Origin of the sequence: Bacillus mycoides (assembly GCF_000832605.1) — a bacterium.
GTDB classification, from domain to species: Bacteria; Bacillota; Bacilli; order Bacillales; family Bacillaceae_G; genus Bacillus_A; species Bacillus_A mycoides.
The window spans coordinates 2,305,020-2,318,505 of the sequence record NZ_CP009692.1 but is presented as its reverse complement, the minus strand read 5'-3'; the positions used below and the strand labels follow the sequence as shown (position 1 = coordinate 2,318,505).

Annotated in this window: 16 protein-coding genes; 5 read left to right on the top strand and 11 right to left on the bottom strand. The window is 35.7% G+C overall.

Going from position 1 to position 13,486, the window contains the following annotated elements; genetic code table 11:
* Positions 1 to 371: 371 nt before the first annotated feature.
* From BG05_RS13945 to BG05_RS13925, 5 genes are all read right to left on the bottom strand, one after another.
* The gene (locus BG05_RS13945; RefSeq protein WP_003190815.1) at positions 372 to 785 is read right to left on the bottom strand and encodes a CoA-binding protein; all 414 of its coding nucleotides are present in this window, start codon (positions 783 to 785) and stop codon (positions 372 to 374) included.
* 135 nt (positions 786 to 920) lie between these two features.
* Complete coding sequence (locus BG05_RS13940) at positions 921 to 2,162, bottom strand: S1C family serine protease (protein ID WP_002185182.1); 1,242 nt, start codon at positions 2,160 to 2,162, stop codon at positions 921 to 923.
* A 203-nt stretch (positions 2,163 to 2,365) separates the two neighbouring features.
* Positions 2,366 to 3,043, bottom strand: coding sequence for a response regulator transcription factor (locus tag BG05_RS13935; protein WP_002185181.1), 678 nt, complete (start codon positions 3,041 to 3,043; stop codon positions 2,366 to 2,368).
* Positions 3,044 to 3,061: 18 nt separating this feature from the next.
* A complete protein-coding gene (gene nrdG / locus BG05_RS13930; protein ID WP_002185180.1) occupies positions 3,062 to 3,514 on the bottom strand; it encodes an anaerobic ribonucleoside-triphosphate reductase activating protein in 453 nt (150 codons plus the stop codon).
* Positions 3,511 to 5,367, bottom strand: coding sequence for an anaerobic ribonucleoside triphosphate reductase (locus tag BG05_RS13925; RefSeq protein ID WP_002185177.1), 1,857 nt, complete (start codon positions 5,365 to 5,367; stop codon positions 3,511 to 3,513). Before BG05_RS13925 ends, nrdG begins: the two co-directional genes overlap by 4 nt.
* Positions 5,368 to 5,592: 225 nt before the next feature.
* On the opposite strand from BG05_RS13925, the gene plsY reads away from it, so the two are divergent.
* Positions 5,593 to 6,189, top strand: coding sequence for a glycerol-3-phosphate 1-O-acyltransferase PlsY (gene plsY / locus BG05_RS13920; protein ID WP_002014306.1), 597 nt, complete (start codon positions 5,593 to 5,595; stop codon positions 6,187 to 6,189).
* A 109-nt stretch (positions 6,190 to 6,298) separates the two neighbouring features.
* Positions 6,299 to 6,589, top strand: coding sequence for a HesB/YadR/YfhF family protein (locus BG05_RS13915; protein ID WP_002033558.1), 291 nt, complete (start codon positions 6,299 to 6,301; stop codon positions 6,587 to 6,589).
* Between the two features lie 77 nt (positions 6,590 to 6,666).
* Here the strand turns inward: BG05_RS13915 and BG05_RS13910 are convergent, their stop codons facing one another.
* On the bottom strand, positions 6,667 to 7,086 hold the full coding sequence (locus BG05_RS13910) for an acyl-CoA thioesterase (RefSeq protein ID WP_002128497.1): 420 nt from the start codon (positions 7,084 to 7,086) through the stop codon (positions 6,667 to 6,669).
* A 109-nt stretch (positions 7,087 to 7,195) separates the two neighbouring features.
* Here BG05_RS13910 and BG05_RS13905 point away from each other — a divergent pair, with 109 nt between their 5' ends.
* Positions 7,196 to 8,488 carry a glycoside hydrolase family 18 protein gene (locus BG05_RS13905; RefSeq protein ID WP_002066644.1) on the top strand — a complete coding sequence of 431 codons (1,293 nt, stop codon included), beginning with the start codon at positions 7,196 to 7,198 and terminating at the stop codon, positions 8,486 to 8,488.
* 76 nt (positions 8,489 to 8,564) lie between these two features.
* On the opposite strand, the gene sspN is transcribed toward BG05_RS13905, so the two are convergent.
* The 4 genes from sspN to BG05_RS13885 form a co-directional block, all read right to left on the bottom strand.
* The gene (sspN, locus tag BG05_RS13900) at positions 8,565 to 8,699 is read right to left on the bottom strand and encodes an acid-soluble spore protein SspN (protein ID WP_000527988.1); all 135 of its coding nucleotides are present in this window, start codon (positions 8,697 to 8,699) and stop codon (positions 8,565 to 8,567) included.
* 43 nt (positions 8,700 to 8,742) lie between these two features.
* A complete protein-coding gene (locus BG05_RS29565) occupies positions 8,743 to 8,886 on the bottom strand; it encodes an FbpB family small basic protein (RefSeq protein ID WP_002014298.1) in 144 nt (47 codons plus the stop codon).
* Positions 8,887 to 9,017: 131 nt separating this feature from the next.
* The gene (locus tag BG05_RS13890; protein WP_002128498.1) at positions 9,018 to 9,965 is read right to left on the bottom strand and encodes a 3'-5' exonuclease; all 948 of its coding nucleotides are present in this window, start codon (positions 9,963 to 9,965) and stop codon (positions 9,018 to 9,020) included.
* A 115-nt stretch (positions 9,966 to 10,080) separates the two neighbouring features.
* The gene (locus BG05_RS13885) at positions 10,081 to 10,656 is read right to left on the bottom strand and encodes a TlpA family protein disulfide reductase (protein ID WP_002128499.1); all 576 of its coding nucleotides are present in this window, start codon (positions 10,654 to 10,656) and stop codon (positions 10,081 to 10,083) included.
* 481 nt (positions 10,657 to 11,137) lie between these two features.
* Between BG05_RS13885 and BG05_RS13875 the strand changes: the two genes are divergently transcribed.
* Positions 11,138 to 11,353 (top strand): hypothetical protein, encoded by a 216-nt coding sequence (locus tag BG05_RS13875; RefSeq protein WP_002121369.1) that lies wholly within the window; start codon positions 11,138 to 11,140, stop codon positions 11,351 to 11,353.
* Positions 11,354 to 11,364: 11 nt separating this feature from the next.
* A complete protein-coding gene (locus tag BG05_RS13870; protein ID WP_003190802.1) occupies positions 11,365 to 11,697 on the top strand; it encodes a YmzC family protein in 333 nt (110 codons plus the stop codon).
* Positions 11,698 to 11,719: 22 nt separating this feature from the next.
* Here the strand turns inward: BG05_RS13870 and BG05_RS13865 are convergent, their stop codons facing one another.
* Entirely contained in the window at positions 11,720 to 13,435 is a 1,716-nt protein-coding gene (locus BG05_RS13865) for an ABC transporter ATP-binding protein (protein WP_002185173.1), read from the bottom strand.
* Between the last annotated feature and the right edge of the window lie 51 nt (positions 13,436 to 13,486).

Here is a 13,486-nt window from a genome sequence, read left to right as displayed (position 1 = left end):
CCTTGCCCCTTTCCTAATCAAATCAGAACATATGTTTCTATTATAGAATAACGCCTCGACTATAGTTTTGGCAAGTTATCTTATCTCTTTTATATACCATTTTCAATAGAAAAATCCTTGTTTTTTCACAAGGATTCCTCTAGGCTACTATTTCAGAAAAATAATCGTTTGTCAACGAGAAATGGATATGTATTCCAAGATTACACATTCCAAACCTTTATCATGATCCAAATGATCAATATCCAAAACGGGATAACAAGTAACAATCCCCAAAAACAGCCTTTAAAAAATCTCATGATGAACACCTCGTTCATCGGCCCTACTTATCTATAACGAGGGCTGAATCAATCTTTCTATCTTTAAAATCTATACTATTTTGTCATCGCATGTTCTACTTTAATACAACGGTCCATTATTACAGTATAGTCTTTTTCTTTTAAAAGTTTATATGTATCTTCATCTTGTACTCCTAGTTGTGCCCAAAAAAGATCTGCATCAATCTCTACAAACTCTTTCGCAACACCCATTAAAAATTCTGAACGGCGAAATACGTTTACGATATCAACATGTTCTTTAATATCCGCCAGTGAAGGAACTGCCTTTTCTCCAAGGACTTCATCAACTGTTGGATTTACCGGTATAATGCGGTACCCTGCATCTTGCATTGCTTTTGAAACCATATACGATGTACGTTCTGGTTTATCTGATAATCCAACAACCGCAATCGTTTTACTTTTCTTCAATACTTCACCAATTTCCGTACGAGTTGGGTTTTCAATTGTCATAATTAATCCCTCCTATTCCTTTAGTATATCCGATAAAGAAAGTCTCTTTCAACATGAAAGAGACTTTCTTTTATTCCGATTGATGTACGCTAATAAGCAGAAGGAAGAGAACTCTCCACTGATTAAAGTTTACCTTTATTGATTTTTTGTAGCTGAATTATCTGCTAATGTAGCTGTTTTCGTCATTTTTTGACCGTTTCGGTAGAATGTAACTTCTACTTTCTCGCCTACTTTTTTCTTTTCATATAAATATTTACGGAATTGAAGTGAATTCTCTACTTTTTGATCATCTAACGCTACTACTATATCATATTGCTCTAAACCAGCTTTTTCCGCTGGTGATATTGGATAGATTTTACCTAATACAACTCCATTTGTTACTTCTTTTGGCACCTTTAATTGATTTACTGCATAAGCTTGCACATCTTCTAATGAAACGACACCTACTCCAAGAGCTGGACGCTTCACTACTCCGTCTTTTTCAAGGGATTCAATAACTGGCTTTGCAATATTAATTGGAATAGCAAATCCAATTCCTTCAACTTCTTGTTGTGCAATTTTACTTGAATTAATCCCAATTATTTCACCGTTTTGGTTAAATAACGCACCACCACTATTACCTGGGTTAATCGCTGCATCTGTTTGAATAACTTGAGCATTCCAATCTGCACGCTTATCGCCATCAATATCTACTGGAATTTCACGTTCTTTGCTACTAATAATACCTTCTGTTACACTTCCATCAAACCCTAGTGGGTTACCGATTGCAATCGCTTTTTCACCCGCACGAAGTTTACTTGAATCACCTAAAGTGGCAACTTTATTTACATTAGATCCATCAATTTCTACAACCGCTAAATCTAACCAAGGGTCTTTCCCTACAAGCTTTGCATCTACCTTTTTACCATCACTTAGTTTTACAGCAAGTTTATTTGCTCCATCTACTACATGGTTGTTCGTTACAATATACGCTTTATTTCCTGCTTTTTTATAAATAACACCTGATCCTGAGCCAGCTTGTTGCTCTTGGCCTGTCGGTTGCATTGCAAATGGATCAACACTTTGTTGCATATTAATAACACCTACAACAACATCCTTCGCGCCTTCGATCATTCCCGGTAAATCAGTTTCATTTTTCGCTTTATTTACAACTGGAACTACAGTTCCTTCTACTTGTTTATTAGAATTGAATGACGAAACAGCTGCATCATTATTTTGCACCCATGGCATGTACGGTGCTGCAAAACTAATCGAAACCGCCCCGACTACAGCTCCAACTAAACCTGTGAAAAAATATCCTTTTTTACTACCTGATTTTTTCACTTCTCTCGTTTCACTATGCTCTTCATTCAAATTCGGTCCGTCGTAATATCCCATGTTTTATTTCCCCTCCCTGGTGAATTCGTACTTTCAGTATAGTCACATTTTGTGTCCTTCTTGTGAACTCATCGTGAAATCCAATTAAAAAAATACTCCTATCTACCATTGTAGACAAGAAAAGTATTTTTTGTACATTCCACCTACAAAGGAGAGTGTAAATTTGCTATATCCCAAAGCCGGGATGCATAGTAACTTAAAGGTTATTCTTCGAATTTGTAACCTACTCGAATAACAGTGCCGATATGCCTCGCCTTATCTCCTAGCTTATTTCGCAGTTTTTTAATATGTGTATCAACCGTTCGGTCATCACCGTAGTAATCATATCCCCATAACTGATCTAATAAATGTTGACGTGACAACACAATTCCTTTGTTCTCCATTAAATAAACAAGAAGTTCAAACTCCTTATGTGTCAATATAATTTCTTCACCATCTACTAAAACTGTTCTAGATAGTCGATTTACTTCTATTCCAGCTAAAGACATAGTATTTTCTTCTGATACTCCTACCGCTCCATCCGCACGTTTCAATAACGTCTTTGCACGAGCTACTAACACTTTCGGACTAAAAGGTTTTGTTACATACTCATCTGCACCTAGTTCAAAGCCTAGTAATGTATCATCCTCATCAGAACGTGCTGTCAGCATAATAATTGGTACCGCTGACTCTTTTCTAATTCGTCTACAAACAGACCAACCATCTATTTCTGGTAACATAATATCTAACATAATTAAATCAATTGTATGTTCAGCAAATAATTCTAGCGCTTTTTTTCCATCTTCCGCTTCGATTACTTCAAAGCCTTCATTACGAAAATAATCACTAACAATTTCACGTAATCTTCTTTCATCTTCAACAAGTAATACTGTTTTATTCATATAACCTATCCCGCCTTTTTACTCTTTCAATCGAATTATACGTTGATTGGAGCTTCCGCGAAATGGAAGTGTTAAATCTTTTTTATCAAGTTCAAATCTTCCATCGACCAAAACATCCCCATAATGTAACAATTCTATCATATCATTATTTTGAGCACTCTGTATCTCTTCTAACCTGTAACCTGTATAAATCCATAGATTTTTTCTCAAATCCTTCACTGCTTTTGCTACTTTTTTCACTTCAGCAGCTTGAAAAAATGGATCTCCGCCTGAAAATGTTACATCGGTTAATGAATTTTTTTCAATCTCTTTCACAATTTCTTCTACCGTCATTTCAGTTCCATTGCAAACATTCCATGATTGCGGATTATGGCAACCGATACAACGATGCGGACAGCCCGCAAAAAACACGACTGTCCGCAATCCTTCTCCATCTACTACACTATCATGAATGATATTCATAACTTTCATTTATGCTTCACCCGATCCATCTCTTCACTACGTTTCGCGCTATTCCACTTTGACATATCTCCAACAAGATATCCTGTTATGCGGCGAATTCTTTCTATTTCATTCTCATCTTCATTCCCGCAACTCGGACATTCATTCCCGATAATGCCATGATAACTACAGCACTTACAACGATCAACAGGATGGTTAATTGAACCGTACCCCACTCCGTACTGCGCCATCGCTTGTACAATTTGCTTTAACGCTTTTTGATTATGCACAGCTGCACCATCTAGTTCAATGTACGTAATATGTCCGCCATTACAAAGAGCGTGGAACGGTCCTTCTAATCGAATTTTATCTATCGCTTGAATATTGTAATACACCGGTACATGGAACGAATTTGTATAATAATTATGATTTGTCACACCGCTAATTACACCAAATTCTTCTCTATCTTTTTTCACAAACTTTCCTGATAACCCTTCTGCTGGCGTTGCAATTACAGAGAAATTGAGTTGATGTTCTTCCATCGCCTTATCCATTCTCTCTCTCATAAAGGAAATAATTTCATATCCAAGCTTCCACGATTCTTCATTTTCTCCATGATGCTTTCCAGTTAACGCTACTAAACATTCTGCAAGACCGATAAAACCAAGACTTAACGTCCCTTGTTTTAAAATCGGTGCCACAGCATCTTCAGGTTGTAACGTCTCTCCACCACGCCATACACCTTGTGAATATAAGAACTGAAAATCTCTTGCTCTCTTTGTACATTGATAAGCAAATCTCTCTAATAATTGCTTAACGCCTAAATCTAAATAATAACTTAGCGCTTCAAAAAACGCTTCTTTTGAACCACTAATTAGCGCTAATTTCACTAAATTAATAGAAGTAAACGATAAATTCCCTCTTCCAATTGCTGTTTCTTCCCCATGTATATTAGACATAACACGAGTACGGCACCCCATATAACATACTTCACTTTCAGGTCGACCATCATAATGCACAGCATTAAACGGAGCATCTAAAAACGAAAAGTTAGGGAATAATCGCTCAGCGGTCGTTTCTAACGCTAATTCAAATAAATCATAGTTCGGATCACACTCTTCAAAGTTCACGCCTTTTTTCATTTTGAAAATTTGAATAGGAAAAATCGGTGTTTCCCCTTTACCAAGTCCAGCTTGCGTCGCTTTTAAAAGTTGCTTAATTAAAAGTCTTCCCTCTTTCGATGTGTCTGTTCCGTAGTTAATAGAAATAAATGGTACTTGTCCCCCGCCCCTACTATGCATACTATTTGAATTATGAACGAAAGCCTCACACGCCTGATACGTATCATTTTCTGTCTCTTTCCATGCAAATTCCTCTATTTGTTCTTTCGTAAGCGGATATGACTGTAGTCGTTTTTTATGTCTCTTTACTGTTTTTCTCACATATGGAGCTAAATCAATATCAAAGAGTGCAAACGATTGACCACCGTGCTGCATATTTTGATTCGCCTGAAAAATAATTGAAGAAAGCGCCAACGCACTTTTAATGTCTTGCGGTTGTCTCATATGTCCATGTCCAGTATGAAAACCGTTAGCTAGCATTTGCGCTAACGGAATTTGCGAACAAGTCGTCGTTCCTGTTGCATAAAAATCTAAATCATGTGGATATAATATATTTTGATCTATCGCTTTTTTCACTTGATCTGATAATAATTTTTCTACTGCATAATATTTTGCGCTCTCAGATGCGAACGTTCCCATTACTCCCATTGGAGATCGACCATCTACATTTGCATTTTCCTGCATTAAATCTTGTTCATTACCGTGGATAATTGTCTCAAATACTTTCATTAATTCTTCTCCACGTAAATTTTGTTTCAACATTCATAACCCTCCACCAACATGTTGTTGTCTTTTGATTAAAATCATACAACATATAGTTCTTCTGTTCCTGTGAAAAATGTAACATTCCTGTGAAAGTTTTTTTAAAAATTAATGACTTTTTCATTTATAAAAAAGAAATGTGCTCTTTACAAATGTATGGTACAATAAATGGGAAAAACTCTTTTTACCCTTTATCAACACATTTGTATAAAGGAGACTGAACTCATGGTTATTACATATCTTTTATTTATCGTTGCCTATCTACTCGGTTCGATTCCATTTGCATTAGTCGTTGGAAAAATTGGTTATGGAATCGACATTCGTGAGCATGGAAGCGGTAATCTAGGCGGAACAAATACATTCCGTACATTAGGGAAAAAAGCAGGTTTTATCGTAACAATTGCTGACATTTTAAAAGGTACATTAGCAACAGGTCTACCGATTATTTTCGGGTCAGATATTCACCCACTATGGTTTGGATTAGCCGCTGTTCTTGGACATGTCTATCCGATCTTCGCAAAATTCCGCGGGGGGAAAGCAGTTGCAACTTCTGCTGGGGTGCTATTATGCTATTCACCAGTTGTTTTTGCAATATTAGCTGTTGTCTTTTTCAGCCTTTTATTTACAACAAGATACGTATCACTTTCTTCTATGATAACAGCTGTCGTTGCTGTTATTGCATCCATTGTTAGCGGGGATAAAATCTTCATTATTGCGATGTGTTTATTAGCAGGTATGGTTATTTATAAACACCGTGCAAATATCGGACGAATTATAAATAAAACTGAACCAAAAGCAAACTTTTCAAAAAAGCAAAAATAAGATCGTAACCCACATAACGCAAAAAGAAAACGTGAAGCATATTAATAGCGTCTTTTTGCGTTATTTTTTATACTAAAAGAAAAAGCAACATAATTTGGAGGAACTATACATGAATCTTTCCGTAACAAAAGAAGCAGCACAATGGTATAAAAACGAATTAAACTTACAATCGGGTGAAACAATCCGCCTTTTCGTACAATACGGCGGTTGCAGTACTGTGCAAAAAGGACTTTCTTTAGGTATTCGTAAAGATGACCCTGCGCACCCTGCTGTTCAAACTCAAGAAGAAGGTATTAACTTCTTTATTGAAGGCGATGATGAGTGGTTCTTCGATGGACATAATTTATTAGTTACACTTAACGACGGTGATGATTTCCCTCAATTTAATTATGAAAAATAAAAAAGCGTGGCTTCTGCCACGCTTTTTTTATCCCGCTATTTGCGGGTAGTAAGACCCCCACTGATTAAAGTTTCACTTTATTTCTTTTTAATTTCCTCATATTTCGCATACCACTCAGGATATAATTTTTTAAATGATACAGGGCGGAACCCTTCTTTTTTCGCACAAATATTCGTCGTGCTTGCAGTAATACAAAGTTCGCCATCACCATTATAAATTTCATATCCATATACAACGCGGAGCGGGCTCACAGTATCAACCCACGTTTTCACAATAGCTTTTTCTCCGTAACGCATCGCTTTACGATATGAAATTTGCAAGTCTAATACAGGAGAAATAATTCCCTCTTTCTCCATTTCAACATATGAAAATCCTAATTCTTGTATAAGTTTAGTGCGCCCAAGTTCTAGCCACACTAAATAGTTTGAATGGTAAACAACACCCATCTGGTCTGTTTCCGCATAGCGGATTTCAACTTCATGTTCTGCTACAAACATTTCTATTCGCCTTCTTTCACTTCTGCTACCTTGCATACATTTAATCATAATACAGAGGAATCAAAAATAAAATAAAAACAGTGAATCTTTTACCGAAAGGGGCAAGCACATGATCCAAATTGTAACTGTTCGTAGCGGTGATAGTGTTTATGGTTTAGCATCAAAGTACGGATCTACACCTGAAGAAATTGTAAAAGACAATGGACTAAATCCAGCTGAAACACTCGTTGTTGGTCAGGCACTTATCGTTAATACAAAAGGCAATAATTATTATGTACAGCCAGGTGACAGCCTTTATCGAATTTCTCAAACGTATAACGTCCCTCTCGCCAGTTTAGCTAAAGTTAATAACCTTTCATTAAAATCTATTCTCCATGTCGGACAGCAATTATATATACCGAAAGGAACAAAACGAGCAGTAGAATCCATTGCTTATTTACAGCCTTCAACAATACCGATAAAAGAAAGTTTAGTAAATGCTACACGTGCTATTAATCCATTTTTAACATATTTAGCCTACTTCAGCTTTGAAGCAAAAAGAGACGGCACTTTAAAAGAACCGACGGAAACAGCGAAAATCGCTAATATTGCAACGCAAGGTAACACCATCCCTATGCTCGTTATTACAAATATTGAAAATGGAAATTTCAGTGCCGATCTGACCTCGGTTATTTTACGCGATGCAACAATTCAAAACAAGTTTATTACTAACATTTTGCAAACAGCTGAAAAATATGGCATGCGAGACATTCATTTCGATTTCGAGAGTGTGGCACCTGAAGATCGCGAAGCGTATAATCGTTTTTTACGAAATGTGAAAACACGATTACCTAGCGGGTACACATTAAGTACAACACTTGTACCGAAAACGAGCTCAAATCAAAAAGGGAAATTTTTTGAGGCTCACGATTATAAAGCACAAGGACAAATTGTTGATTTCGTCGTCATTATGACATACGACTGGGGTTGGCAAGGTGGACCACCGATGGCGATTTCCCCTATTGGTCCTGTAAAAGAAGTACTTCAATATGCAAAATCTCAAATGCCCCCACAAAAAATTATGATGGGGCAAAATTTATATGGATTTGATTGGAAACTCCCTTTCAAACAAGGGAACCCACCCGCAAAAGCAGTTAGCTCTGTCGCAGCTGTTGCACTTGCTCGTAAATACAATGTTCCTATCCGCTATGATTTCACAGCCCAAGCTCCACATTTTAATTACTTTGATGAAAACGGCGTACAACACGAGGTTTGGTTTGAAGATTCGAGGTCTATTCAAAGTAAATTCAATTTAATGAAAGAACAAGGCATTGGCGGTATTAGTTACTGGAAGATCGGTCTACCATTCCCACAAAATTGGCGTTTACTCGTTGAAAACTTTACAATTACGAAAAAAGGCTGACGAAAGTCAGCTTTTTAAATATTTTTATAATATTATCCAAACACACAAAAAGGAGAATGATGACATTCTCCTTTTTTTAACCGTTATCAACAATTGGTTGTTTGCCAGTTTGGTCTTGCATTTGCTTTCCTTTGTTGCCACCAGCTTTTTTCGATTGTGTTCCAATTTGATTTGGTGCAAAGTCTTTTGAATTCTTTTTCGGATTACCCATTACTATCGCCTCCTTAACACTAGTATCGTACTAGTGTTAAGAATTATTCAGCCTGCTTAAAAAGTTTCATTTCATAACGTTTTTCAATTCGTTTTTCAATTCGATCCATTGCATCACGATCGCTTAATAATTGTTGTTTATTTTCATTTACAAGTTCTTCAAACGATCTACGGCGACTTCTTCTCATGTTGCTCACCCTTTCTTCTACGCTTTCTTATTACATAGTATGAGCAAATGAAAAACTCTTTAATCAGATTTGTAAGAAAATTTTATGTTTTGATAAAAAATCCCATGCGCATATATTGCACATGGGATTTTTTACACCATCGTATTTAAATATTTTTTAATTTCTTCATCCGCATTTACTTTATTTGCTCTATATTCATCCAGCGCTCGTAATACAGAATCGTATTCTGCTACAATGTAGCTCTCTAGCTTCAAAATGTCCTCTACACTGTCAATCATAATTCTCGTGTTGCCAATCTCACTTTTCAATGCTGCCTCGTGTGTTAAGCTCGTACAAATTTCTCTTACATCGTCTTCCATTTTTTCTGTTAACACATATTTCTTTCGCCCTTTGACCTTTAACCTTATAATTGGGTAAAAGGCTTTTATATCTAAATAACTCCCAACATTCATACAACGAATCCACTCAATATCACGTTTATTTCGTACAAGCATTTCTTTTACTGCTTCAAATACCGCTGTTTCATCAAGTACTTCCTTATTCGCTTTTCTTTTTCCTTCTTCTTCAACCGCTGCACATTTTTGATAAACAGCCGCACACGTAATACAGTCGTCAAATGCATTATGAGAACTTAATCGAATTCCAAGCATTCGTTTTAACGTTTCAAGTTTATGATTAGGCGCATGCTTCATATATTTTTTCGCTAAAAACACAGTATCAATAACGTTATTTTTAGGCTCAGGTAGTCCAAGCATATTTACATTACTTTTTAAAAAACGCATATCAAAAGATGCATTATGAGCGACAATAACATTTGTATGTAAAAATGCTAAAAATAAAGGTAATACTTCTTCAATCGTCGGTGCATCTGAAACACGATAATTTGTAATACCTGTTAAACTCGTTATTCGGTCCGGAATTGAAAGCTCTGGATTCACATAGGAAACAAATTGATCTACTAGTTCATGATTATGATATTTCACTGCTGCGACTTGAATAATTTTATCATTATAAGGGTTAAATCCTGTTGTTTCAAAATCAATTACAACATAATCTAACGGTAAGGATATATTCCCCACTCCAAACACTCCTTTACCTCTAAACGTTTATATTTCTTTTATCATAACATGCTGCTATCACTACGTGAAAAAGAAAAGGCAGAAATGGTAACTTTCCACCTCTACCTTTTCACCGTTATTTTAATTTAGCAATCCGTTTCTCCATCTCTTTTTGCGTCATCGGTCCAATGAACTTATCTTGAATGACACCTTCTGTATCAATAAAATAAGAAGTTGGAATGGTAATTACTTTATACGCTGTTGTCACATCAATGTTCTTGTCCAATAAAATAGGAAAAGTAATTCCTTTTTCTTTAGCGAAGTTCCTTACCTTTTCTTCTCCCCCTCCTTTTTCTGAAGGAGTATAGTTTATAGCTAAAATTTCTACGTTTTCTTTATGTTCTTTATAAAAGGCCTCCATATCAGGCATTTCTTGCTGACAAGGCCCACACCACGTTGCCCAAAAGTTTAAAATAACTTTCTTTCCTTTTAAATTGGATAACTTTACATTCGTTCCATCTATCTTTGCTAATTCAAAATCTGGTGCGCTCTTTCCAATTTCAATACCGTTCCTTGCGAAAATCTCTTTCATAGCAGCTTCACTTTTGGCAGGCTTTTCTTGCATTACTTGATCCTCTTTACCAAACTGTTCATAAGCTGCATATCCCGCTAAACAAAGTAACACTACAATAATGGTAAGCTTCCGCCACATATTATATCACCCTTACGTGTTTATCTTCTTATTACATAATCACCAAAATACTATATACCTTATTTTAGCTTATACGGACAAGCTTGGAAATATTCACAGTCGAAATAGTTAGAATATTTATAGTCCGGATGAAATATTTCCCTTTTTATCATATAATTAGAAATAAATACAAAACTTGCGAGGTGATATGTATTTTACAATTACTTATCAACCCTTTCACTTTTGTTTTTTTCACTTTACCATTACTTTGTATTTTTTTTAGCACCTTACTATACAAATTCAAATGGGCTGCAATTATTATTTCTTTTACTGTTCCACTTATATTTTTCATTATCGTCTCTAAATTTAATATACACCTAGCTTTACAAAACTTAGACGCTTGGATTGTTTATAGTGCTGTTTATTCTGTACTTTCCTACATAACAGCAGCGCTAATACGAAGAAAACTGCACATGTAGAGCTTTCAAAAAGGGGGATTTTTATGAATTTATTTGAAAAAATACTATTATATATTCTTAGTTTTATATTTTCACCAATCGGGATTATCACTTGGATCATCTCGCTCTTCAGTAAAGATCCTGAAAAAAAGCAAGTGGGACGTATTTGTCTCTATATCGCTTTAATCTCATTTATCCTTTTAGCTGGTCTCGGTATTCTTAGTTTCTTCACGATGACTACCACCACTACTATACAATAGTTACAGAAAAGATGATCGTTTTGGGAGAACACCCTATTAGTAAAGAACTTCGCTATATACGCATATGTTTAGTTATTTTAGTAATCGTTCTTTTATTTTTCAACGGTGAACGAGTCGTTGAAATTTCTACAAATCATGATTCCATAGAAAATATTTCCACCAGTAATATGACACAGATTGCTGAAAATACATTTGCTATTCAAGAATATAATCCATCACTAAGTAGCGAACGTATAGTCAAGATTTTCAAGTATAATCCGGATACAAATCAACTTACTCTAGTAAAAGAGTTTAGTACTAACGATACTGAGTCTTATACGTATCAACTTAATAAGAGTGAATAAAGATAAGAGCGCTATGTAGCTCTTATCTTTTTATTAGCATCTCTTTAAACAATGACTTACAATTTAATAATTCTCTAGGATCCCCACATTCCACAATACTCCCATTATTCATAACAACCACCCGATCCGCTATCATCGCATTCTCTACATCATGTGTCGTCACAATTCTCGTTACATTCCCCCCTAGCCCTTTAAGCATATTCCAAACCACTTCTTGATTGCTCGGATCTAATCCCGCAGTCGGTTCATCTAAAATAATAAGATTCGGATTTGATACAATCGCTCGCAATAACGCAAGACGTTTTCTCTCTCCTCCCGAAAACTCTTCACCGCTTTTATGTAGTACAGTTTGAATCCCTTCAGGTAAATCCCTAATAATCGGCTTCACATTTACAAGTTCAATATTTTTTGCTAACTGGTTTTCTAAATACTCTTCACCGAAATACATATTCTCTTTTATTGTCGTCCGAAAGAAACGAGGTTCTTGCCACACTGTAGTCATACGAGCCCCATTACCATAATAAACAATGCTACCGTTAGATGGTTTATACACACCCGTTATTAATTTTAAAAGCGTTGTTTTTCCTGCACCACTTTCTCCTACAATAATGACGAGTTCACCAGGATTAATTTGCAAATGAATATTTTTAATTCTACATCTCTCTTCGACGTTCTCTTGAAATGAAACATTTGTTAATCTCATTCCCATCGCTCTCTCTACATTTCTGTATTCAGCTCCTATATTTAAAAAACAAAAAACTCGATTTGCCGAAGCAATAGCAACTTGTGTCATCATTAATAAATCACTTGCATAACGAACAGGAAAAAATAACATCTCAATTGTAGCTAATACCGCCACAAGCGAACCGGCTTCCATATCCCCTTTTATTATTTTTTTTGCTCCTATAATAAGAACAACTATATATGCTCCTGTTTCTATTACCGTTCCAACTATCCCAATACAATGTTGTATCATCGTCTTCCTTACTTCTGTTTTATAAGATTGTGCCGTCACTCCTTTAAACAAATGAATTGCCCATTTTTCTTTTTGTAAGCTACGTAAATCTTGTATACCTTTTACAAACTGTGACATCATCTCTACAACACTTGATTGATTTTTTTGAGCAATACTTGCAATATTTCTTACTTTTCCCCCCATAAGCATTGGAACAATTGCACTTAAAAATAAAAACGGGGTTATCCACCATATGAACTGTACATCGATATGTTGTAGAGCTATGAACGCACCAATAAATTGTGCAATGGCGTGGATGTATTCTATTAATATAGATCCATATAACCTTACCCAATTCGGAATATTAGAAACGACTAATGTTTCTAACTCCCCTTGTTTTACCTTCTCACTTTCTTCAAACGGTAATAAGAAAAAATGACGTAATACATCTATACGCTTCTCTCGTAATATTCGCTGACTTACTTTTGAGCTTACATAATCAAATAACAGATTGTTCACCCACATCAAAAATCGACTCCCTGCAAACAAAGCAATATATACATACGTACCTTTTAACTCCCGCTGAATAATGTTATCTACAATTAGCCCCATAAATAGCGGACGGGATAAATTTAAAATGGCAGCTACTATTCCGCTACAAATCGCACTAATTAGCAATAGCTTTTCTTGCAACAGCGGCAACATTATTCTTCTATACTCATTCATTGTCATTCCCCCAATTTTGCATAATAAAAGGAAAGGGATGAAACCAAATGGTTTCATCCCTTTCCCTCTGTACATAAAGTAAGGAAGCTAACAAATGTTAGCTTCCTT